Raw genomic sequence first — 22,245 nt, 5'->3', positions numbered from 1 at the left:
TTCGCAGAGAAGCGGCCCCCGGCCACGGAGGGGGCTAGAAAGCGTCGCGGTCGGCCACTCGGGCCAGGATCCTCAGGTCGGGCCCGAAGCGATCGACGGAGCGGAAATCCAGGGGCAGGGCGGCAGAAAGGACGGTCAGCGGGCCGCCGGCGAAGGGTTGGCTGGCCATGTCGAGCCCCTCACCGAGGAACTTGGGGGCGAGGTAGAGCAGCAGTTCGTCGACCCATCCTTCGCGCAGAAGCGAGCCATTGAGCTTGTAGCCTGCCTCGACATGCAGCTCATTCACCTCGCGCACGGCCAGATCGAGCAGCATGGCGGCGAGGTCGACCTTGCCATCGGCATTGGGGAGGACGGTGATCGTGGCGCCCCGAGCTTCAAGAGCGCGGGCCCGCGCTTCGTCCCGCTGGGCGGCATAGATCCAAACCTGGCGGTCTGCGACGCCGAAGATGTTCGCATCGGGCGGCGTTTGCAGTCGACTGTCGACCACCACCAGATGCGGCTGCCGCGGCGTCTCGACCAGACGCGCGTCAAGACGCGGGTTGTCCTCGATGAGCGTGCCGACACCCGTCAGCACCGCGCTCGCCCGCGCCCGCCATGCATGGCCGTCGGTGCGGGCGGCTTCGGAAGTGATCCATTGGCTAACGCCGTTGGTCAATGCCGTCTTGCCGTCGAGCGATGCCGCAACTTTCAGGCGCACCCAGGGCGTCTTGCGCACCATGCGGCTGAAAAAACCGATGTTGAGTTCGCGTGACTCGGTGGCGCCGGGGCCCACGACCACCTCGATGCCGGCCGCGCGAAGGCGCTCGAAGCCCTGGCCGCCGACGAGAGGGTTCGGATCCGCGACCGAGGCGACGACGCGTCGGATGCCCGCGGCGATCAAGGCATCGCAGCAGGGAGCGGTGCGGCCGTGATGAGAACAGGGCTCCAGCGTGACATAGGCCGTTGCACCGGCGACTGAACGACCTCGCGCAGCAGCATCCTGCAACGCCACGATCTCCGCATGAGGCCCCCCCGCGCGTTGAGTGTGGCCCGCTCCGGCCAGCTCGCCCGCTGCATCGATCAGGACGCAGCCTACGCGAGGGTTGGGGTCAGTGAGATAGCGCGCATCGACTGCTAGTTGTTGTGCGGCAGCGATCTGCTGCGCATCGGCATTGTGAGTGGGCATGGAAGAATCATACGAGCGGTAGTCAAGCAGGGATGAGCGGCAGGTCGTCGTCGTTAGACTTCGTCATCGAACACAAGGGAATCCCTTGGGTATCGATGTTCAGGGAAGGTATAAAAAATATGGCGTTATACAAACGTCCTGCCGCAGGCTTTTCTCTTATCGAGGTGCTTGTCTCGATCATCGTCCTCAGCATTGGGCTGCTGGGGGTGGTGGGTATGTTGATGACGTCCGTGAAGAGCACGACCGAGTCCGGTTTGTTCACGACGGCGGTCAATCTGATGCGCGAGTTGTCGGAAGAAGCACGCATCAACAAGAACGCTTCGGCAAAGAAAGTCGACGGTAACCCCTATCTGCTCTCCGAGTTGACGAGCAGCGATCCCCTCCCATGGAAACAGGGCGGCCCCCAATGTGTTGGTGTTGATGCCAACTGCAACGAGGCGGACCTTGCGGCCTGGGATCTTCGCAACTGGGTCGAGCGCGTCAGGAACTCTCTGCCCGGTGCGCATGTGGTCGTCTGCTTCGACGATGACCCGGTCAGCAAGGGCGTGGATGACTTCACGTGGGGCTGTGCCGACCAAGGCAGGAACCTGGTGGTCAAGCTGGGCTGGACGCCGCACACCAGAGGCGACGAACTGACCAACTCCGAAAAGTTGCCTCGCGTTGTCATGCAACTGGCGCCAGGACAGGCCTACGATGGCTCTGAGGGCTCCTGAGATGGCGTCCCGAGCGCAGCAGCGCGGCGTTACCTTGATCGAGTTGATGGTCGCCATGGCACTGGGCCTGGTCATCGTGCTCGCCGCTTCGATGGCCTTCCTCGCCGGGAAGAAGCTGTTCAACACCGACACCGACGTGCAGGCGGTCCAGGATTCGCTTCGCTTCACACGCTATGTCGTTCAGAGTCTTATCCGCCAGTCGGGGTACAGGGACTTTGCACCCGACCACTTGACCGATGGCATGGGCGTTGTCGCTGGCAATCCCAAGTCCGGAAGTCTGATCGACCTCAATGTCGCGGGTGCGAGCAACACGACGGTGAATGGCAATGGCGAAAGTTTCGGTGAGAACGACACGGACTCGAAGTCTCGGAACGACTCTCTCATGGTGCGCTTCTTTGGTCGTAGCAGCGCCGGCGACGCGGCCAAACCTGACGGGACCATGATTCAACAGTTCTCCAGCGCGCCGTGCTTCAACCCAACTTCTACAACGATGGTGCGTATTTCCCCAGCCACGAGCTGGTCGGCAATCTCGACAAGCTGACGCCATTGGTCAAGAGTGGCGTAGTGAAGAGCGACGGTAAAGTCAGCATTGCCAGTTGCCGCGATCGCTTGTTCGTCGGATCGTCCAAGGAGGGGACTTGCGACGCACCTGGCAACAACCAGAAATTTGGACCTGGGAAGACGGCGGCTCCCTATAACGCCCGCGTCGAGGTCTGTTCGCAGACCGAGGGTCCCGTTCGCAGCGACCTCTGCCTGAAGTACCCGAACGGAAACTACAAGCCGATGGGCACGATCCAGACGTATTCCGACAAGATGCGATTTGCCGCATTCGGATATCTGATGGACAACACCAACAATCGATATGGTGGGGTGTTGCGTGCACCCATGAAGTTCACGGGCCCCACGGCCCAGAACGAACGGTTCGAGAAGATCGCGAACGAAGCCGCGGAGTGGGATGCAAGGTCCGGCGTGTTCATCGTCAATCCGCTCCCGGGCGAGGGAAACTCCAGCGGCGTGGTGAACTATCTCAATCAGTTCGGTCGCACCGGTTCGACTCCCGGTACCTACAAGACCCTGGACCCGGTCGGGGTCTATGGAAACTACGACGGCGAAACATCCCAACGTCGCGGTTGGTACTTCGACTTGCCTGATTCGGAGAGCGAGGGCGAGCGCCAAGTCTCGCAAATGGTGTTGAGCGATGGCTATCTGTTCTTCAATACGCTGATTCCCAATCCGAATACTTGCGGCGCTGGCGGTGGCGGCCACAGTTGCGCGGTGAACGCGATGACCGGGTTGTCATCGGGCAGCACCTGCATTCCGTCAACGGTCGGTTTGCTCAGTTCACCGTTGGTGATTCAGGCGGGCGATGGTGCGTACAGTTCGACGGACTCGTTCGGCCGCCGTATCGAGAGCAAGAAGGTCTCCGTCATCAATCAGGGTACGGGGACGGGTGCCGGGCCCGGCGTCTCGATCGATAGCCCCATATCGGGAGGAATCGTGTCGCAGATTGCCGGCCGCCTCAACTGGCGACAGATCACCAACTTCAAGGACGTCAAGCAATGAAGCGCGTGATTCCGTCGTCCACCCGGCAGCCACCGGCTCAGGGCTTCACGCTGATCGAACTCATGATCGTGGTGGCGGTGGTGGCCATTCTGGGCGCCATTGCCTATCCCTCCTACATGGACTCGGTCCGGCGCGGTTGGCGTGCGGAAGCGCGCACCGCGCTCTTGCAGGAGATGCAGCAGCAGGAACGCCTCTATACCCAACGAGCAAGCTACAAGACAGGCGCAACGATGACGAAAAGCGAGCCGGGCAGCAAATACGACCTCGCAGTTGCCGCTTGCGGTGGAACTACGGATGCCCGGCTATGCATCAAGCTGACTGCCAACCTCAAACCCGGATTCTCGGATGATGCGGTCGGCAATATCTGGATCGAAAGCACGGGTGAGAAGGGATGCACCGGCAAGGATGTGAGCAGGTGCTGGCAATGACCACGCACGCCATGTTTCATCATCGGGCCCGTGGTTTCACCCTGATCGAAATGATGGTGGTTGTCGCACTCGACGCCATCCTGGGAGCCATCGCCGTGCCTGGATTCCGCGATCTGTCGCTCAATCAGCGGCTGGCTTCGAGCGCCAGTGAGTTCCTGGCTGCCCTGAGTCTGGCGCGCACCGAAGCCATCAAGCGTTCGCAGAGCGTGACGCTGACTCCGCGAAACCAGGACTGGTCGAACGGGTGGGAGGTCGCGACCAGCGTCGAGGGCAATCGGGAGGTGCTGCGCACCTTCGATGCGCTTCGAGCGGGTGTTGCGGTCGACGGGCTCGGCAACGGTTTCGACAAGTCGTTGAGTTACGACGCCAACGGGTACTCGCGGGGGAAGACCGCAGGCTTTGGCGCAGGCTGCCTGACATTCAAAGCCGAAACAGGGCGACGCAGCTCGATTGTTCTTGCGCCATCCGGTAGGCCGAAGCTTTGCGACCCCGACACGAAAGGGGATTGCGGCAATGGCGTTTGTGGCAGCGGAGGGTGATCGCGCAAGGAACGCGATCAAATATCCCTCAACAACTGCCTGAACTCATCCACATCCTCAAAGCTCCGATACACCGACGCGAACCGTACGTAGGCCACCTTGTCGAGCTTCTTGAGTTCCCGCATCACAAGCTCGCCGACCTTGGTCGACTCGATTTCGCGCAAGCCGCTGGACAGCAGCTTCTGCTCGATCCGCAGCAGGGCGTTGTCGATCTGCTCGATGCTGACCGGGCGCTTGCGCAGCGCCAGCATCATCGACGCGCGCACCTTGCCGGCGTCGAAGTCGGCCCGGCTGCCATCCTTCTTGACCACGACCGGGAAGTTGACGTCCGGCCGTTCGTAGGTGGTGAAGCGTTTGTCGCAGCCGCCGCACTGCCGCCGGCGCCGCACGAAGTCGCCGTCTTCCGAAATGCGTGTCTCGACGACCTGCGTTTCGAGGTGGCCGCAGAAGGGGCACTTCATGCGGCCGCTCCGTCCGGCGCCGAGCCGTGAGGATGCGCGATGCCGGGCGTGCGTGCCATCGGCTTAGCGGTAGACGGGGAAACGGCTCGTCAGCGCATGCACCTTGGCGCGGACCGCCTCGATATTGGCTGCGTCGCGGGGGTTCTCGAGCACGTCCGCGACCAGGTTGGCCGTGGCTCGGGCTTCTTCGTCCTTGAAGCCGCGGGTCGTCATGGCCGGGGTGCCGATTCGCACGCCGCTGGTGACCATCGGCTTCTCGGGGTCGTTCGGGATCGCGTTCTTGTTGATGGTCATGTGCGCATCGCCCAGCACGGCCTCGGCTTCCTTGCCGGTGATGCCCTTGGCACGCAGGTCGACCAGCATCACGTGGCTTTCGGTACGGCCGCTGATGATGCGCAGGCCGCGCGCGGTCAGCGTTTCGGCCACGATCTGGGCGTTCTTGACCACCTGTTGCTGGTAGGTCTTGAATTCCGGCGAGAGCGCTTCCTTGAAGGCGACGGCCTTGGCGGCGATGACGTGCATCAGCGGACCGCCCTGGAGCCCGGGGAAGATGGCGCTGTTAATCGCCTTCTCGTGCTGCGACTTCATGAGGATGATGCCGCCGCGCGGGCCGCGCAGGCTCTTGTGGGTGGTGGAGGTGACCACGTCGGCGTGCGGCACCGGGTTGGGGTACACGCCCGCGGCCACGAGGCCTGCGTAGTGCGCGATATCGACCATGAAGATCGCGCCGACGTCCTTGGCGACCTTGGCGAAGCGCTCGAAGTCGATGCGCAGCGAGTAGGCCGAGGCGCCGGCGATGATCAGCTTGGGCATCGATTCGTGCGCCTTGCGTTCCATGGCGTCGTAGTCGATCTCTTCCTTGTCGTTCAGGCCGTAGCTCACGACGTTGAACCACTTGCCACTCATGTTGAGCGGCATGCCGTGGGTCAGGTGGCCGCCTTCGGCCAGGCTCATGCCCATGATGGTGTCGCCAGGCTTCAGGAAGGCCAGCATCACGGCTTCGTTGGCGGAAGCGCCGCAGTGGGGCTGCACGTTGGCGGCATCGGCGCCGAACAGTTGCTTGACGCGGTCGATGGCCAGTTGCTCGGCCACGTCGACGTGTTCGCAACCGCCGTAGTAGCGCTTGCCGGGGTAGCCTTCGGCGTACTTGTTGGTGAGTTGCGAGCCTTGGGCAGCCATGACAGCCGGCGACGCGTAGTTTTCGCTCGCGATCAGCTCGATGTGATGTTCCTGACGCGCGTTCTCGGCCTGGATGGCGGCGAAGATTTCAGGATCGGTCTGTTCGACCAGGATGTTGCGGTGGTACATGGCAGTCCTTCAAGACGATGGTCCTTGTTCTTCAACCAAACAAGGGCTGCCCAGGCGAACGGCTGAACACCTGCTCGAGTCCGCAGGCGGCACGCTTCCCAGTGGTAGTCCACGTCAGCGCAATGCACCTGAAAAGGGTTGCGCCTATCGCCAGTCGCGTGCTGGCCGAGTGTAGCCGACGGCGATTGCCACCGTCCTGAAAAGCCTAAGAGTTGGAGAGCAGCGCCAGGTGTTGCGAATCCCGCGCGGCCTCCGGGGCCGCCTGCCGTTCCTGCGGCGCGTCCTGCGCCTCCTGCAGGTCGGGCTTCGGCTGCTTGGTCGGTGCCGCGACCGGGACGGGGTTCGTGCGCGCGGCCGGCGGAGTGACGGCGGACGGCGGCGTGATGACGGAAGGTGTTCGGCCGCCGACCACCTGGCGCAGGCGTTCGTGTTCGGCGAGCACCTTGACGGCGTAGCCGCCGTCATCGCTGAGATTGGCCGCGCCGACGTAGTAGCGAAGGCCACCCTCGAGCGAGCCGGCCCGGGCGATGCATTCCTGCAGCACCTTGACGCCGACGCGCATGTTGGTCACCGGGTCGAAAGCGGTGAGCGCACCGCCGGCGGGTTCGTACTTTTCGCCATGGACGCGGGTCATGACCTGCATCAGGCCCTGGGCGCCGACCTGGCTCTGGGCGAAGGGGTTGAAGCTGGATTCGACGGCCATGATGGCGAGGATCAGCGTCGGATCGAGCTTGGTGCGCTTGCCGAGATCGAAGGCTTCGGCGACCAGCACGCTGAGCGGCTCGACCGCCACGCGGTACTTCTTGCTGAGCCAGTAAGCGACCGCGGCCTGCGGCTTCGGCAGCACGTGCGGGCTCGCGGCCGTGGTGCGTTCGATGGCCGTGGGCTGCAGGTCGCTGACCTCGGGAGGCGGCTTGCGCGACTGCAGCCAGCCCATGAGCTGCTCCTCGCCGGACTGGCGGAGGTCCGGGCGTGCGGCCAGGGCCAGTGCGGCGAACACGATCGCAAGCCCTACCAGGGCAAACCCGTTGTGGGTGATCTCAAAAAAGCCGTCCACCACGTCGGACACAAATGTCCGTAGCCCTCGGGCTGTGGCATCAAACGCCTGGTTCATCGCTCTTCCTTTCTGTGCGGCGCCTGGTCACAGCGCCACGAGGGCGGAGCTAGAAGGCAACGGCGCTTGGATTGGTACGAATCAGGTCCGCGCAAGGTAGGGAGAGGGCGCGGCAGCCTGATCAAAGCCGGTGGAACTCGGCAGCGGATCTGGGAGCCCGGCCGCGTCTGGCGGCTCGGGGAAGCTGGCATTCTAGAAGTGCCTAAATACCCGGTCAAGAATAATGACTTGGTTTGTTATTCTAATTTCGATGTAAAAAATGTTTGAATTAGTTCACGAATCGGGGCGCGCCAGTCCATTGAAAACCTCATTTGCAATCCCTTTGCCACGCGCCTAGGCTGAGGGGGCCTGAGCTTTTCAGGCGTTTCACCAAGGTCCAGTGACCGGAGGAGAAATCCGAAGGTTCAGCGGCTGAGGCCCAACGGTGGCAATCTCTTGCTGCCAGCATGACCGGAACGATTGAACTTCTGGTCGAGCGAAAAGATGGCATGGGCGTTGCGTCCGCCATCGAGCCCGGAGACCAGACTTTTCGTCAGGTCTCCGGGCTTTCTGCTTCTGGGAAGCCACGGGCGTTTGGGGCACACTCCCCGTCGATGAATGCTGCTTCGCTGATACAGAACAAATGGGTGCGGCGCGGGGTCGTGACGCTACTGGTCCTGTTGGTCGTCTGGGCCATTGCCTGGCTGGCCGTGCCGCCGATCGCCAAGGGCCAGATCCAGAAGATTGCCAGCGAGAAACTCGGCCGCGAGGTCACGGTGGGCAAGATCGACTTCAAGCCGTGGACGCTCGAATTGGCGGTGAACGATCTGCGCATCGCCACGGCCGACGGCAGCCAACCGCAAGTGGCGATCCGGCGAATCTATGCCGATGCCGAACTCCAATCGATCCTGCGCCTGGCGCCCGTGATCGACGCAATCACCATCGATTCGCCGGCGATCCGCCTGACGCATCTGGCCGACGGCAAGTACGACATCGACGACATCCTCGCCAAGCTGGCGCCCAAGCCGGATGCACCCAAGGGCGATCCGCCGCGCTTCGCCATCTACAACATCGCCATTTCGGGCGGCTCCGTCAATTTCGAGGACCAGACAGTCAAGCGAACGCATGAGCTTCGCGATTTCGTCCTCAACGTCCCTTTCCTCAGCAACCTGGCGTCCCAGCGCGAGGTCAAGACCGAGCCCAGGCTGGCTTTCGTTCTTAACGGCAGCAAGTTCGATTCCACCGCGTCCTCCACGCCTTTTGCCGACAACCGCAAGACCGACGCTCAACTGAGCTTTCAGGATCTCGATCTGGTTCCCTATCTGGGCTACATCCCGGGCGGCCTGCCGGTCGCGCTGAAGGCGGGCAAGCTCGATGCCGACCTCAAGGTCGATTTCGAGCAGGCCGCCACGACGGGGCTCAAGATCACCGGCACCATCGGCGCGCACGGCATCCAGGTGGTGGATTCCAAGGCGCGCGACCTGCTCGGCTTCGATTCACTCAAGCTCACCCTGGTCGACGTCAGGCCGCTGGAACGCGTCGTGCACCTCAGTGAGGTGGCGCTGGCCGGGCCGGAACTGGTCGTGGCACGCGATGCCGCCGGACAACTCAATCTGCTCGCGACCGACAAGGCCACGGGGGCGCAGGAAAAGGCGGCGACCCTTCCCGCACCCAGCCCCGATGGCGACGGTGCGCCCAAGCCGGCGGAAGCCCAGCCTTGGCGCATTCAGGTCGACAAGGTGGCGCTGACCGGCGGCGCGATCGGCTGGCGGGACCAGACCACGCAACCGGCCGCGGCGATCGATGTGAAGGACCTCGCCGTGGAGGTCCGGGCGGTGACTTGGCCAATGGACAAGCCGGCGCAGTTCAACGGCTCGACCTCCATCGGCGGGGCGGCGGTCAAGTTCAGCGGGGAGGGGACCGACAAGGCTGCCCAGGTGCAGACCGACGTTGCTTCGCTGCCTCTGTCGCTCGCAGCGCCGTACCTGGCGCAGAGCCTTGAACCCACCCTGGACGGCAAGCTGAGCGGTCAGATCGAGGTCGCGTGGGCGAAGCCCGATCTCAAGTTCAAGGCGCGCAGCGTCGTGGCCGAGGGCCTGGCGCTCACGCAGGCCAAGACCGCACTGGCGAGCGTTGGCCGCTTCGAGATCGTCGATGCCGAAGCCGACATGACGAAGCACACGCTCGCCATCGCCTCCTTCACCGCAGCGAGTCCGAAAGTCCGGATCGAGCGCGACAGCGAAAAACGCTGGATGTTCGAGCGCTGGCTGAAGGCGCCGCCAGGTGGCAGCCAGAGCGGCACGGCGGACGCCAAGGTCGCCGCGCCCAAGGACCCCAAGGCGGCCCAGGCGCCAGCGGGTGCAAACACCAAGCCGTGGGAGCTTTCCATCGGTACGGTGGCCATCGACAACGGTGCACTCTCTTACGAGGACAATGCCAGCGCCACGCCGGTGGCTTTCGAACTCAGTGCCCTGAACGTCAAGGCGCAGAAGATCACGCCGAACACCGACACCGTGTCTCCGCTCAAGCTCTCGGGGCGGATCGCCGCCGGCCGCGCGGAGCCGGGTCGGTTCGAGTACGACGGCAACGTGGTGCTCAAGCCTGTTTCGGCAGAAGGCAAGCTGACGGTCGCGTCCCTTCCGGCCCACGCCTTCAAGGCCTATTACGCGGATGCGCTCAACATCGACATTCGCCGGGCGTTTGCGAGCTATCGCGGCACGGTCAAGTTTGCGACTTTGCCCGCGGGAATGAGCGTGCGGCTGGCCGGCGACACCGCGGTGGACGACTTCCGCGCCAATAGCGTCGTGCTGACCCAGGCGCCTGGCCTGTCGCGGAACAATCAACTGCTGAGCTGGAAGACCCTGGGGTTGCGGGGTGTCCAGGTGAAGCTGGAGCCGGGCGCCCCCTTGGCGGTGGACGTGCGCGAGACCGCGCTGACCGACTTCTACGCCCGCGTCATCATCGATCCGACTGGCCGATTGAATCTTCTCTATCTGGTCAAGAAGCCCGGGGAGCCGGCAACTCCTGCGGCTGCCGATGCGGCGGCGCCCGAGGTCACGACAAAGCGCAGCCTCGGCGGCACGACCACGACGACCGCCAGCCGGCGTCCGCTCGCCCGGACGCGAGGTGCACCGCCGCCGCCGCCGGCGGAGCTCATGGTCGGCGGCGCGGCCGAGCCCGCGAAGGCTGCGCCGGTCGCCACGGCAGCAGCGACCGAGCCTTCCGGTCCGGCGCCGGTCATCAATTTCGGCCCGATGAGCCTGGTGAACGGAAAGATCGACTTCTCCGACCTGTTCATCAAACCCAACTATTCGGCCGACCTGACTGAACTGACCGGCAAGCTCAGCGCGTTTTCGTCGAAGCCGCAGGGCGACAAGCCCGCGCTGGCGGATCTCGAACTTCGCGGCAAGGCGCAGCAGACCGCCTCGCTGGAGATCACCGGCAAGCTCAACCCGCTGGTCAGGCCGCTCGAACTGGACATCACCGCCAAGATGCGCGAGCTGGATCTCCCGCCGCTGTCGCCTTATTCGGTGCGCTTCGCCGGGCATGGCATCGAACGCGGCAAGCTGAGCATGGACGTCAACTACAAGATCGCACCGGACGGCACGCTGACGGCCGCCAACCGCGTGATCCTCAACCAGCTCCAGTTCGGAGAACAGGTCGAGGGCGCGCCGGCCAGCCTGCCGGTGCGTCTGGCCGTGGCGCTGCTGGCCGATCGCAATGGCGTGATCGATATCGACCTGCCGCTCAGAGGGTCGATCAACGATCCGCAGTTCAGCATCGGGCCGCTGATTCTCAAGGCGATCCTCAATCTGATCGCCAAGGCCGCCACCGCGCCGTTTGCGCTGCTGACTGGCGGGTTCGGCGGTGGCGGGGAGTCGAGCGTCGTTGCCTTCGCGCCGGGCAGCTCGGAACTCTCGCCGGAAGCCAAGGAAAACCTCGACAAGGTGGCGAAGGCGCTCACCGACCGGCCCGGCCTCAAGACGACGGTGGTCGGCATGTCCAGCCTCGACAAGGAGCGCGAGGCCTACCAGCGCCAGCAACTGCGGCGGCTCGCACAAGCGGAAAAGCGACGGGCTTCGGTGCGCGCCGGGCAGGATGCCTCCGCGGTGACGCCCCTGACCGATGCCGAATACCCGGCGTTGCTGGCGGCTGTCTACAAGCGCTCAGAGGTCACGAAGCCGCGCAACATGGTCGGATTGGCCAAGGATTTGCCGACCAACGAGATGGAAGACCTGCTTCTGACCAGCATCCCCGTCGACGAGGAGTCGATGCGGCAGTTGGCTGTGGATCGCGGCGCCGCGGTGCGTGACTACCTGCTGGAGCAGAAGCTGACCAGTGAGCGGCTCTTCCTCGGCGCGGTGCGAACCAAGGCCGAAGGCGACAACTGGAAACCAGGTGCCGAACTGAAACTGGCCACCCGCTGATCCGGGCGGCCGCAAGTCGGTGAAAATGGGGCGGTGCGCCGGCAATTGCCGGCGCCTTCGCTTTTTCTCCACAGATAACGACATTCGCGCAGTGACTTCAACTTCCTCCAAGCCTCACGACATCCAGTCCCTCGACACGTTGACCGGGGGCGCCTTCACTGCTTCCACTTCCGGAGAGCGTGCGCAGCGCATCCGCGAGTGGCTCGCCAGCAACCCGGCGCCCGAGCGCGTTCAGGACGTGTTCAAGGAAATGAGCGGTCGCGACAAGGGCGCGGCGCGTCCCCTGCGCGAAAAGCTCGATGAACTCCGGCGCGCCAAGGACCAGGAGGCCATCGCCGTCGAGTGGACGCACAAGGCGGAGGCCTTGCTGGCGCAGCCCAAGCTCAACATCGCCGACGCGCTCGCCTGGCAGCGCGACGCGGCCAAGGCGGGTGCTCCCTTGTCGCGCGAGCCGCTGGCAGGGTTCAAGTTCCGGCTCGCAGAGCGCGTGAAGGGCATCGAAGATCTGCAGCATCGGGCACAAGTCCATCGCGAAGCAGCCGTGCTGCTGGCGCAGCGTTTCGAGGTGCTGTCGACCAAGGGCTGGCGCGACGCGCAGGCCGCCGAGGAAGCCCTGCGTGCCGACGTTGTGCACTGGCAGCAACAGGCCGCGGAAATCACCGCCGACGGCAATTGGAGCAGCCTCGACGCGAGGTTTGCGCCCCAGCTCGAATCCTCCAAGGCGCAACTACTGGTGGTATCCGACGCATTCCATGGTGCACTGGCCCAGGCCCAGGCCGCCGCAGCCGATGCCGCTGCGCCGCTGCCGCCTGTGCCCGTGTGGGCCGACGAACTGCGTATCGCGCGGGGTGGTGCACCCGAGGCCGCGCCGGCTGTGACACAGAAGCCTGCGGCGCCGAAGGTCGATCCTGAAAAGCGCGCCGCTGCGCAAGACGCAGTGCAGACTGCGCTGGCCAAGCTCGAACAGGAAACAGCCGAAGGCCACGGCAAGGCCAGCGCCGGAGCGGCCGCTGCGCTGCGTGCGGTGCTCAAGGAGCACGGCCGGCTGGTCGACGCTCCGCTCGAAGCCCGCGTGCATGCGGCCTTGGTCGCCGCCGGCGAACTCGAAGGCTGGCAACGTTGGAGCGCCGACAAGGTCCGCGAAGAGCTGGTCGCCAAGGCCGAGGGCCTGCTCAAGCGCCCCGAGGGCCAAGCCCTGGGCGGCCGCAAGATGCAGGAAACCTTGCGCAGCTTGCGCGAGCAGTGGAAGCAGTCGGATCAGGGTGGCGTGCCCAACCACGCGCTCTGGAAGCGCTTCGATGAGGCGTGCAACGAAGCCCACAAGGTGGTTGAAGCCTGGCTCGAAAAGGTCCGCGCCGATGCTGCCGAGCACCGCGCCCAGCGCGTCGCGCTGGTCGAGGAGGTGAAGGCATGGGCGGCAGAGCATGCGCAGGCATCCGACCTGAAGGCTCACAACCGCGCACTGCATCAGTTCGCGGACCGCTGGCGTGATGCCGGCCACGTCGGCGAGAAGGTGTTTGCCGAACTTCAGGCGCAATGGAATGAGGTCTTCGGCGCCGCACGTGCGCCGTTCGAGGCCGCACAGAAGGCGAGCGTCGAGCGTCGGCAGGCCATGATCGCCGAGGCCATCGAACTCGGCGCCACGCCGGTGCTGCGCATCGACGCCGTCAAGGCGCTGCAACAGCGCTGGCAGGCTGAAGCGCAGTCGGTGCCACTCGACCGCCGCCACGAACAGAAGATGTGGGACGCCTTCCGCGCCCCGATCGACGAGGCATTCAATCGCAAGAGCGCTGACCGCGAAAAGGCTTCGGCCGCAATGAGCGAGCACGACCGCCATGTGTTGAACGCGTCGAAGGCGCTCGAAGCTGCCAACAGCACCGGCGACGCGCAGAAGATCCGCGCCGCCGTGGCGCAACTGGAAGCGGCGATGCGCGGCGAAGCGCCGCCGCCAGCACCCAAGACTGCGGCTGCCGAGCCGGCCCAGGCCGCGCAGGCCGACGGTCCAGCCGTGGGCGCCACGGAGGTGGTGGCACCGGGTCAGGCCGCGGCCGAGTTCGGCGAAAGCGCCGGACAATCGCCCGCGCCCGAAGATGCCGAATCGGCGCCTTCTGGCGTGCCGGCCGAGGCGGCCGCGACCGAAGCCGATCTGGTCGCGCCTGCCGACGGAGCTGACCCGTCGGCACGTTCCGATGCAGAAGCAGCCGAACCTAGTTCCGCACCCGCAGCGCCTCCGAAGCCGGCGCCGAAGCCGGTGATTGCGGTTCGTGGCGATGACCGACCAGGGAACAAGAAGGCCGAACCCGCACCGACCGGCCGTGGCGGCAAGTTCGGCGATCGCCGTGACAGCCGCGGTGCACCCGCTGGCCGTCCAGGCGAGCGGACGCCGCGCGCTGGTGACCGCGGTGATCGCGGCGCACCCGCCGGTGGCGGCCGCTTCGGCGACCGCCCGCCGCGCTTCGAGGACCGTGGTCCGCGTCTGGGCGATGCGGCGTTCCGCGCGCAACGCGAAGCGCTCGAACGCGCCGATCTCGCACTGCGCAAGCTCGCGGCACAGGCCCATGGTGAAGCGCTCACGCAGGTGCTCGGCGCATGGGAGAAGCGCGATGCCGCCCAACTGCCCAGCGTCCAGGAGTTGGGCCGTGCCGTCACGCCGGCGGTGCGCAGCAGCTGGTCGCAGGCCTTGGGTTCCGCGCCATCGTCACAGGCCAACGATGCGGCTGAAGCATTGCTGCGCCTCGAAATGGCGGCAGAAGTGCCGACGCCTGCGGAGCAGCTCGAAGCGCGACGCGCCTTGCAGCTCAAGCTCCTGACACGACGCGGCGATCCCGCGCCGGCGCAGACCTGGGGTCAGGATGCCGGCAAGGTGCTGGCAGCAGCGCACGATGCCGCATCGGCACGTCGTCTGCAGAACGCGCTGAAGGCGCTTCTTCGCAAGTAGAAAAGAGTGGTCGGCCTGCCTCCGCGCAGGCCGGCGATCACGCCTTGTCCGTCGACGTGAAGAACTCGTCGAACAACGACACCAGCGCCGGGAAGTCGGCCTCCAGGCGGGCACGATTCACAAAGTAGGCCTCGCAGGCGACCGCGAAGAATTCGCCAGTCGACTGTGCGCCGTAGTCGTCCAGCCAAGGCGGCTCGCCACCAAAGCGTTCCGCCAGTATGTTTTGCTCGCGGAAGGTGTCAAAGGCCGGCTGCAACACCGCAAACCACGCAGCGCGCGCATCCCGCGAACTCGATGTGCCTCGGAAGCCGGGTGGCAGGGGCGGGCAGCCATCGAACTCGCCGCCGCCGCGCAAGTCGATCTTGTGGGCGAACTCGTGGATCACGACGTTGTAACCCTCGGCGCGGGTGACGCTGCTCGCGAGCACATCCTGCCAGCTCAACATCACCGGTCCGCGGTCCATGGCCTCGCCGGCCACGACCTCTTCGTACTCATGGACCACGCCGGTAGCGTCGGTCGTCTTGCGGAGTGCGACAGCCTCGGAAGGATGCACCACGATCCCTACGAAATCGTCATACCAGTTGAGTCCACCTTTCAGGTGCAGCACGGGCAGCACGGCCTGCGCCGCCACGGCAAGTGCAACTTCGTCGGTGATGACGAAGCCGTGCGCACCGTGAAAGCGCTTGTCTCGCAGGAACTCCGCGGCGAGCTGCCGCAGGCGCTCCACGTCGGCCACCGGTCGTTCGCCGAGAAAGCGGTAGCGTGCGAGCGTCGCCCGCCAGGCAGCATCGGGGATTCGGGGCGGCGCGCGCAGGCTGCGCAGCCAGGAGAACATCAGCGCAGGTCGACGCGTTTGGCGCCGGCGCTGGAGATGCACAGCAACTGTGCCCGCGCCGGGTGCGCGGTGACGTCCCAGTCGCTCAGCACGATGCGTTCGAGGCCGTCGCCCAGCGAGTGCGTGGCCGGTTTGTGGGTGTGGCCGTGAATCAGCGTGGTGGCCTTGGCCTGGCGCAGCCAATCGCGTGCGGCGTCCGCGTCGACGTCGGCCCAGACCATGCCGGGGCTTTGCTTGCGGTCTTCGCTCTGCGCGCGCACCGAGCGCGCCAGCGCGCGGCGCTCTTCCATCGGTCGGGCGAGCACGGCTTCCTTCCACGCCGGCGTCCGCACCTGGGCCCGGAATCGAAGGTACTCCGTGTCTTCGAGGCAGAGGGCGTCGCCATGGCTCAACAGCCAGCGCTTGTCGTGTAGTGCCAGCACGGTGGGATCGTCGAGCAGCGTCAGCCCGCACTGGGCCGCGAATGCGTCGCCGACCAGGAAGTCGCGGTTGCCGTGCATGAAGTAGATCGGACGGCGCGCGGTCGCCGTACGAAGCACCTCGGCACATTGCGCCTCGAAGCCGGGCAGGGCGGCTGCGTCGTCGCCGATCCAGACCTCGAACAGATCGCCGAGGATGAAGATCGCATCGGCCGGCGTGGTCTCGAGATAACCCTGCCAGGCGCCGAAGGTCGCCGCGTCCGAGGCCTGCAGATGGAGGTCGGAGAAGAGATCGACCGTGCGCCAGCCTGCAGGTGCGACGATCTCGGCGAACACCACGATGCGCGGACTCAGCTCTTGACGACGGCCTTCTCGATCACGACGTCTTCGAGCGGCACGTCGTCATGGAAGCCCTTGCGGCCGGTCTTCACAGCCTTGATCTTGTCGACCACTTCCTTGCCCTCGACGACCTTGCCGAACACGGCATAGCCCCAGCCCTGTGCCGAGGGGGCGGTATGGTTCAGGAAGCCATTGTCGGCCACGTTGATGAAGAACTGCGCTGTGGCCGAGTGGGGCGCGCTGGTGCGAGCCATCGCGACTGTGTAGTTGTCGTTCTTGAGGCCGTTGTTGGCTTCGTTCTGGATCTCTGCGCCGGTCGGCTTTTGCGACATGCCAGGTTCAAAGCCGCCGCCTTGCACCATGAAGCCGGGGATGACGCGGTGGAACACCGTGTTGTCGTAGTGGCCCTTGGTCACGTACTCGAGAAAGTTCGCAACGGACTTCGGCGCCTTCTCCTGATCGAGTTCGAGCGTGATCACGCCCTGGTCCTTGATATGCAGTTCGACTTGGGGATTGCTCATAGGGGCTCCTTCGGATTACTTCGCCAGGGTGGCGGATTGGATGGTGATGGTTTCGAGGGGCACGTCCGACATGCCGCCCTTGTTGCCCGTGCGCGCAGCGCGGATTTTGTCGACGACCTCGGTGCCGGAGACGACCTTGCCGAACACGGTGTAGCCGTAGCCGTCCGGATTGGGCGCGTTGAGGCGGGCGTTGTCGACGACGTTGATGAAGAACTGCGACGTGGCGGAGTTGGGGTCGGACGTGCGCGCCATCGCGACCGTGTACTTGTCGTTCTTGAGCCCGTTCCCGGCTTCCAGAGGCACGGGCGCACGCGTCGGCTTCTGCTTCATGTCGGGTGTGAAGCCGCCGCCCTGGATCATGAAGCCGTCGATGACGCGGTGGAACACCGTGCCGTCGTAGTGCTTGTCCTTGACGTACTGCAGGAAGTTGTCGACCGACTTCGGCGCTTTTTCCGGCGCGAGTTCGATCACGATGTCCCCGGCCGAGGTGGCGAGTTTCACGCGCGGCGCGTTCTGCGCCCAGCTGGCGGTTCCTGCGATGGCCAGCGTCGTGGCCAGGACCAGCGCCGTGCGGCGCGAAAGGGCTTGAAGTGTCACGGGAGGATCGCTTTCGACAAGGAGTTGCGCCGCGGCGCGGTCTGCACGTGCCTTACTGGCGCACGGGTTTGCGGGCGGCCGGCGCCGCCGCAGGCAGCGAGCTGGCCGTGGGTGTGCTGAACATCTGGCGGATCAGCGCGAGCTTCGGGGGCACGGTCGCGTTGCCCGATTCGAGTTGCTGCGCACGGCCATAGGACTGCGCTGCGAGGCGCACGTAGACGTCGCCGAGGTTCTCGTGTGCTGTGGCGTAGTCGGGGCTGAGCTTGATCGCCATTTCGAGCGCGGCGCGGGCCTTGTCGAACTGGCTTTGTGCCGCATAGAGCGCGGCGAGGTTGTTGTAGGGCTCGGGCAACTCGGGGAATTCCTGGGTGAGCTGCGTGAAGGCCGCGGTGGCCTCGCCCTGCTTGCCTTGTTCGGTCAGGATGACACCGCGCAGGAAGCGCATCTGGGGGTCGCGCGGCTTGCCGGAAATGTAGGCATCGGCCTTGGCCAGCGCCTCGTCCGCCTTGCCCTGGCGCAGGAGCGCATTGACGTCGGAATAGTCGTCTGCATGCGCCATGCCGACCGTCAGCGCCAGCAGCAGGGCCGGGAAAATTCGGAGGACGGATGAGAACGAGAAAGCGGCGTGCTTCATGAAGCCTCGAGAGAAAGAGGGATGCGGGCCTTCGTAAACACGCGGAAAATATCCGTCGGTGGCCGTTTACAATGGGCAGGATTGTAGCCGAGGGTCCACGTCCAGTTCCTCGTTGCCACACCACTTCCACCCCTGAAAAAATACTGTCCTTCGCCCGTTCTTGCACGAGCGCGAACCGACGTTTTCCGAGCCTCATGAGTCTTCGCATCTACAACACGCTCTCGCGTGAACTGGAGGAATTTTCTCCTCTGCAACCAGGCAGGGTGCGCATGTATGTGTGCGGCATGACGGTGTACGACTACTGTCATCTCGGCCACGCGCGTTCGATGATCGCTTTCGACGTGGTGCAGCGCTGGCTCAAGACATCGGGCCTTGAGGTCGACTACGTCCGCAACATCACCGACATCGACGACAAGATCATCCGCCGCGCCGTCGAGAACGGCGAAAGCATTCGTACGCTCACCGATCGCATGATCGTTGCATTGCACGAGGATGCCGACGCGCTGGGCATCGAACGGCCTACGCACGAGCCTCGTGCGACGGAGTTCATTCCGCAGATGCTGTCGATGATCGCCACGCTGGAACAGAAGGGCCTTGCCTATCGCTCGCCGAACGGCGACGTGAACTATGCGGTCCGCAAGTTTCCCGGATACGGCAAGCTCAGCGGCAAGACGCTCGATGAACTTCACGCCGGCGAGCGCGTCGCCGTGCTGGACGGTAAGGACGATCCGCTCGACCCGGTGCTCTGGAAGAGCACCAAGCCCGCCGAGCCCGAAGAGGTGAAGTGGCCCAGCGAATTCGGTCCGGGCCGTCCCGGCTGGCACATCGAATGCTCGGCCATGGCGTGCAAGCTCCTGGGCGAAACCCTCGACATCCACGGCGGCGGAGCGGATCTGCAGTTCCCGCATCACGAGAACGAGATCGCGCAAAGCGAAGGCGCCAACGGCAAGCCGCTGGCGCGCACGTGGATGCACAACGGCTTCATCAACATCGACGACGAGAAGATGTCCAAGAGCCTGGGCAACTTCTTCCTCATTCGCGATGTGCTGAAGAAGTACGACGCCGAGACCGTCCGCTTCTTCGTCGTGCGGGCCCACTACCGCAGCCCGCTCAACTACAGCGACGTGCACCTCGACGACGCGCGCAATTCGTTGAAGCGCCTGTACACCGCGCTGCATCTGGTGGCGCCGGCGCCAGTGACGATCGACTGGAGCAACGCCTACGCGGCCCGCTTCAAGGACGTGATGGACGAGGATTTCGGCACGCCCGAAGCCGTGGCGGTGCTGTTCGACCTCGCCGGCGAGGTCAATCGCACCAAGTCGGCCGAGTCGGCCGGCTTGCTGAAGGCGTTGGGCGCCTGTCTCGGCATTCTCCAGGGCGACCCGGAGGGTTTCCTGCAGGCGGGAACGACGCTGGACGAGGCGTCCATCCAGGCCCTGATCCAGCAGCGCGCAGATGCCAAGGCAGCAAAGAACTTCGCCGAAGCCGACCGTATCCGCAATGACCTGCTCGCGCAGGGCATCGTGCTCAAGGACTCGCCCACCGGCACGACCTGGACGTCGGCCCAGTGAACGCGGCGAGAACGACAGTCGTGGCCAAGGAACCGATCGTCCAGGTCTTCACGCCGGACTACTGGGAAGAAGCCTGCAAGCACCTGGCCAAGAAGGATCGCGTCATGAAGCGTTTGATCCCGCGCTTCGGCGACGCCTGCCTCGAGTCTCGCGGCGATGCCTTCACCACACTGGCGCGCAGCATCGTGGGGCAACAGGTCTCGGTGAAGGCCGCCCAGTCCGTCTGGGATCGCTTCGCCAAGCTGCCCCGCAAGATGACGCCGGCCAGCGTGTTGAAGCTCAAGGTCGACGACATGCGTGCGGCGGGCCTGTCGGTTCGCAAGGTGGAGTATCTCGTCGACCTGGCCCTCCATTTCGATTCGGGCGCCGTGCACGTCAATGCGTGGGAAAACATGTCCGACGAGATGATCATCGCGGAGCTGGTCGCGATCCGCGGCATCGGCCGCTGGACCGCCGAAATGTTCCTGATCTTCCACCTGATGCGGCCCAATGTGCTGCCTCTGGATGACCTCGGGCTGATCAACGGCATCAGCCAGAACTACTTCTCGGGCGACCCCGTCAGCCGCAGCGATGCGCGCGAGGTGGCTGTTGCCTGGGCCCCTTACTGTAGCGTTGCGACTTGGTATATTTGGAGATCGCTCGACCCGCTACCGGTCGCATACTGAATAACAGGAGAAGACGTTGGCGAAACGAACCTTCCTCGACTTCGAGCAGCCCGTCGCTGAACTCGAAAGCAAGATCGAAGAGCTGCGCTATGTACAGACCGAATCCGCGGTCGACATCTCGGAGGAAATCGATCAACTGGGCAAGAAAAGCCTTCAGCTCACCAAGGACATCTACAGCGACCTGACGCCCTGGCAGATCACCAAGATCGCCCGGCATCCCGAGCGCCCCTACACGCTCGACTATGTGAACGAGATCTTCACGGACTTCGTGGAACTCCACGGCGACCGTCATTTTGCGGACGACCTTTCGATCGTGGGCGGCCTGGCGCGCTTCAACGGTACGCCTTGCATGGTGCTCGGTCACCAGAAGGGCCGCGACACCAAGGAGCGCACGGCGCGCAACTTCGGCATGAGCAAACCGGAGGGTTATCGCAAGGCGCTCCGGCTGATGAAGACCGCCGAGAAGTTCAAGCTGCCGGTTTTCACCTTTGTCGATACGCCCGGCGCCTACCCGGGCATCGACGCCGAGGAGCGCGGCCAGTCCGAAGCCATCGGCCGCAACATCTTCGAGATGGCGCAGCTCGAGGTGCCGATCATCGTGACCATCATCGGCGAAGGCGGCTCCGGCGGCGCGCTGGCAATCTCGGTGGGCGATCAGGTGCTGATGCTGCAGTACTCGGTCTATTCCGTCATCAGCCCCGAAGGCTGTGCCTCCATTCTCTGGAAGACCAGCGACAAGGCGCAGGAAGCTGCCGATGCGCTCGGCATCACCGCGCACCGTCTCAAGGCGCTGGGCCTGGTCGACAAGATCGTCAATGAGCCGGTCGGCGGGTCGCACCGCGATCACCGGCAAATGGCCGCTTTCCTCAAGCGTGCATTGAACGATGCCTTCCGTCAGGTGAGCGATCTGTCGGTCAAGGAATTGCTCAATCGCCGCTACGAGCGTCTGCAAAGCTACGGCCGCTTCGCCGACACCAAGGCCGACAGCGGCAAGTAAGGCCGGGCGGGCCGTGCCTGCCTCGCGCCGTCTCCGATGGAAAATCCTGCCGCCCACGCACTGGCATCCTGGGCGGCACCGTTGCCGCTGGGTGTGGCCTACAGTGGCGGCGCCGACTCCACGGCACTGTTGCACGCGGCCGCACGGCTTTGGCCGGGGCAGGTGCATGCGCTGCACGTGCATCACGGCCTCCAGCGCGCTGCCGATGATTTCGAGGCGCTTTGCAGGGCCACCTGCGCGCTCCTGACTGTTCCCCTGCATGTGGGGCGTGTCGATGCCCGTCATGCACCTGGGGAGAGCCCCGAGGACGCGGCGCGCCGCGCGCGCTACCTGACGCTCGCCGGTCTCGCCCAGACGCAGGGCCTGAAGCACGTCGCGCTGGCGCAGCATGCTGATGACCAGGTCGAGACGATGCTGATTGCCCTCAGCCGCGGCGCCGGACCCGACGGTCTGGCCGGCATGCCGCGGCAGATGCTGCGACACGGCGTGCACTTCCACCGGCCGCTGCTCGACGTCCATGCCAGCGTGCTGCGTGACTGGATTTCAGGCAGCGGCACGCCCCACATGGACGATCCGAGCAATGGCGACCTGCGCTATACGCGCAACCGTATTCGCCAGCAGGTGCTGCCGGCGCTGGCCGCTGCATTGCCTCAATTCCGCGAGACATTCGCGCGCTCGGCACGCAACGCCGCGAAGGCATCGGCCTTGCTGGCCGACGTCGGCTCCAGGGACATTTCGGAGGCAGGCTCGCCCCCTCGATTGGCCGTGCTGCGCGCCTTGCCGCGAGAGCGTCTTGCCAACGCATTGCGCCATTGGCTCAAGCGCGACCACGGCTCGGTCCCGAGCGAGGCGCAGCTCGAGCAACTCCTCGACCAGATCGCCGCATGCGCCACGCGTGGCCATCGCATCAGCCTCAAGATTGCTGCCGGCAGGGTCGAACGGGAAGGCGACACACTGCGTTGGTACAATGCCCCGCCCTTGTCGTAGCCCTCGGACTTTGCGCCGAAGTCGGTTTCGACGGGCGCACGGACG

20 protein-coding genes and 1 riboswitch are annotated in these 22,245 nt (G+C 64.9%); of the genes, 11 read left to right on the top strand and 9 right to left on the bottom strand.

Going from position 1 to position 22,245, the window contains the following annotated elements; all coding sequences use genetic code 11:
* Positions 1-34: 34 nt before the first annotated feature.
* Complete coding sequence (gene ribD / locus QTI04_RS06455) at positions 35-1,165, bottom strand: bifunctional diaminohydroxyphosphoribosylaminopyrimidine deaminase/5-amino-6-(5-phosphoribosylamino)uracil reductase RibD (protein WP_286614576.1); 1,131 nt, start codon at positions 1,163-1,165, stop codon at positions 35-37.
* Between the two features lie 119 nt (positions 1,166-1,284).
* Between ribD and pilV the strand changes: the two genes are divergently transcribed.
* Genes pilV through QTI04_RS06430 form a run of 5 tightly spaced genes read left to right on the top strand, consistent with a single transcriptional unit; the run spans position 1,285 to position 4,408 of the window.
* Complete coding sequence (gene pilV / locus QTI04_RS06450) at positions 1,285-1,878, top strand: type IV pilus modification protein PilV (RefSeq protein ID WP_286614575.1); 594 nt, start codon at positions 1,285-1,287, stop codon at positions 1,876-1,878.
* Positions 1,859-2,419 (top strand): PilW family protein, encoded by a 561-nt coding sequence (locus QTI04_RS06445; RefSeq protein ID WP_369292793.1) that lies wholly within the window; start codon positions 1,859-1,861, stop codon positions 2,417-2,419. Before pilV ends, QTI04_RS06445 begins: the two co-directional genes overlap by 20 nt.
* On the top strand, positions 2,344-3,441 hold the full coding sequence (locus QTI04_RS06440) for a hypothetical protein (protein ID WP_286614573.1): 1,098 nt from the start codon (positions 2,344-2,346) through the stop codon (positions 3,439-3,441). The genes QTI04_RS06445 and QTI04_RS06440 overlap by 76 nt, the downstream gene beginning before the upstream one ends.
* A complete protein-coding gene (locus tag QTI04_RS06435; protein ID WP_286614572.1) occupies positions 3,438-3,869 on the top strand; it encodes a type IV pilin protein in 432 nt (143 codons plus the stop codon). Before QTI04_RS06440 ends, QTI04_RS06435 begins: the two co-directional genes overlap by 4 nt.
* Positions 3,866-4,408, top strand: coding sequence for a GspH/FimT family pseudopilin (locus tag QTI04_RS06430; RefSeq protein ID WP_286614571.1), 543 nt, complete (start codon positions 3,866-3,868; stop codon positions 4,406-4,408). The genes QTI04_RS06435 and QTI04_RS06430 overlap by 4 nt, the downstream gene beginning before the upstream one ends.
* A 17-nt stretch (positions 4,409-4,425) precedes the next feature.
* Here QTI04_RS06430 and nrdR read toward each other — a convergent pair whose 3' ends face one another.
* The 3 genes from nrdR to QTI04_RS06415 form a co-directional block, all read right to left on the bottom strand.
* Entirely contained in the window at positions 4,426-4,869 is a 444-nt protein-coding gene (gene nrdR, locus QTI04_RS06425) for a transcriptional regulator NrdR (RefSeq protein ID WP_286603363.1), read from the bottom strand.
* 63 nt (positions 4,870-4,932) lie between these two features.
* Positions 4,933-6,177 (bottom strand): serine hydroxymethyltransferase, encoded by a 1,245-nt coding sequence (gene glyA / locus QTI04_RS06420; RefSeq protein ID WP_286614570.1) that lies wholly within the window; start codon positions 6,175-6,177, stop codon positions 4,933-4,935.
* A 41-nt stretch (positions 6,178-6,218) separates the two neighbouring features.
* Positions 6,219-6,345: riboswitch (ZMP/ZTP riboswitch) on the bottom strand.
* Between the two features lie 37 nt (positions 6,346-6,382).
* Positions 6,383-7,291 carry a transglycosylase SLT domain-containing protein gene (locus tag QTI04_RS06415; protein ID WP_286603360.1) on the bottom strand — a complete coding sequence of 303 codons (909 nt, stop codon included), beginning with the start codon at positions 7,289-7,291 and terminating at the stop codon, positions 6,383-6,385.
* 593 nt (positions 7,292-7,884) lie between these two features.
* On the opposite strand from QTI04_RS06415, the gene QTI04_RS06410 reads away from it, so the two are divergent.
* Entirely contained in the window at positions 7,885-11,697 is a 3,813-nt protein-coding gene (locus tag QTI04_RS06410) for a DUF748 domain-containing protein (protein WP_286614569.1), read from the top strand.
* Between the two features lie 91 nt (positions 11,698-11,788).
* A complete protein-coding gene (locus tag QTI04_RS06405) occupies positions 11,789-14,635 on the top strand; it encodes a DUF349 domain-containing protein (RefSeq protein WP_286614568.1) in 2,847 nt (948 codons plus the stop codon).
* 37 nt (positions 14,636-14,672) lie between these two features.
* On the opposite strand, the gene QTI04_RS06400 is transcribed toward QTI04_RS06405, so the two are convergent.
* The 5 genes from QTI04_RS06400 to QTI04_RS06380 are packed head-to-tail and all read right to left on the bottom strand — an operon-like array spanning position 14,673 to position 17,980.
* Complete coding sequence (locus QTI04_RS06400; protein WP_286614567.1) at positions 14,673-15,470, bottom strand: zinc-dependent peptidase; 798 nt, start codon at positions 15,468-15,470, stop codon at positions 14,673-14,675.
* Positions 15,470-16,228: a UDP-2,3-diacylglucosamine diphosphatase gene (locus tag QTI04_RS06395; RefSeq protein WP_286614566.1), complete on the bottom strand. Its 759-nt coding sequence runs from the start codon at positions 16,226-16,228 to the stop codon at positions 15,470-15,472. The genes QTI04_RS06400 and QTI04_RS06395 overlap by 1 nt, the downstream gene beginning before the upstream one ends.
* 11 nt (positions 16,229-16,239) lie before the next feature.
* On the bottom strand, positions 16,240-16,749 hold the full coding sequence (locus tag QTI04_RS06390) for a peptidylprolyl isomerase (RefSeq protein WP_286603354.1): 510 nt from the start codon (positions 16,747-16,749) through the stop codon (positions 16,240-16,242).
* Positions 16,750-16,764: 15 nt separating this feature from the next.
* A complete protein-coding gene (locus QTI04_RS06385; protein ID WP_286603352.1) occupies positions 16,765-17,346 on the bottom strand; it encodes a peptidylprolyl isomerase in 582 nt (193 codons plus the stop codon).
* A gap of 52 nt (positions 17,347-17,398) precedes the next feature.
* Positions 17,399-17,980, bottom strand: coding sequence for a tetratricopeptide repeat protein (locus QTI04_RS06380; RefSeq protein ID WP_286614565.1), 582 nt, complete (start codon positions 17,978-17,980; stop codon positions 17,399-17,401).
* A 194-nt stretch (positions 17,981-18,174) separates the two neighbouring features.
* Between QTI04_RS06380 and cysS the strand changes: the two genes are divergently transcribed.
* Genes cysS through tilS form a run of 4 tightly spaced genes read left to right on the top strand, consistent with a single transcriptional unit; the run spans position 18,175 to position 22,200 of the window.
* Positions 18,175-19,551, top strand: a complete 1,377-nt coding sequence (gene cysS, locus QTI04_RS06375; RefSeq protein WP_286614564.1) for a cysteine--tRNA ligase — start codon at positions 18,175-18,177, stop codon at positions 19,549-19,551.
* 20 nt (positions 19,552-19,571) lie between these two features.
* On the top strand, positions 19,572-20,216 hold the full coding sequence (locus tag QTI04_RS06370) for a DNA-3-methyladenine glycosylase (RefSeq protein ID WP_286603347.1): 645 nt from the start codon (positions 19,572-19,574) through the stop codon (positions 20,214-20,216).
* A 16-nt stretch (positions 20,217-20,232) separates the two neighbouring features.
* Complete coding sequence (locus QTI04_RS06365) at positions 20,233-21,213, top strand: acetyl-CoA carboxylase carboxyltransferase subunit alpha (RefSeq protein WP_286566588.1); 981 nt, start codon at positions 20,233-20,235, stop codon at positions 21,211-21,213.
* A gap of 36 nt (positions 21,214-21,249) precedes the next feature.
* Positions 21,250-22,200, top strand: coding sequence for a tRNA lysidine(34) synthetase TilS (tilS, locus tag QTI04_RS06360; RefSeq protein ID WP_286614563.1), 951 nt, complete (start codon positions 21,250-21,252; stop codon positions 22,198-22,200).
* Positions 22,201-22,245: the final 45 nt, after the last annotated feature.

Source organism: Variovorax sp. J22R115, from assembly GCF_030317005.1.
Lineage (GTDB): Bacteria > Pseudomonadota > Gammaproteobacteria > Burkholderiales > Burkholderiaceae_C > Variovorax.
Note: the sequence above shows the minus strand (reverse complement) of the source record. Positions and strands in the feature narration are given on the sequence as shown.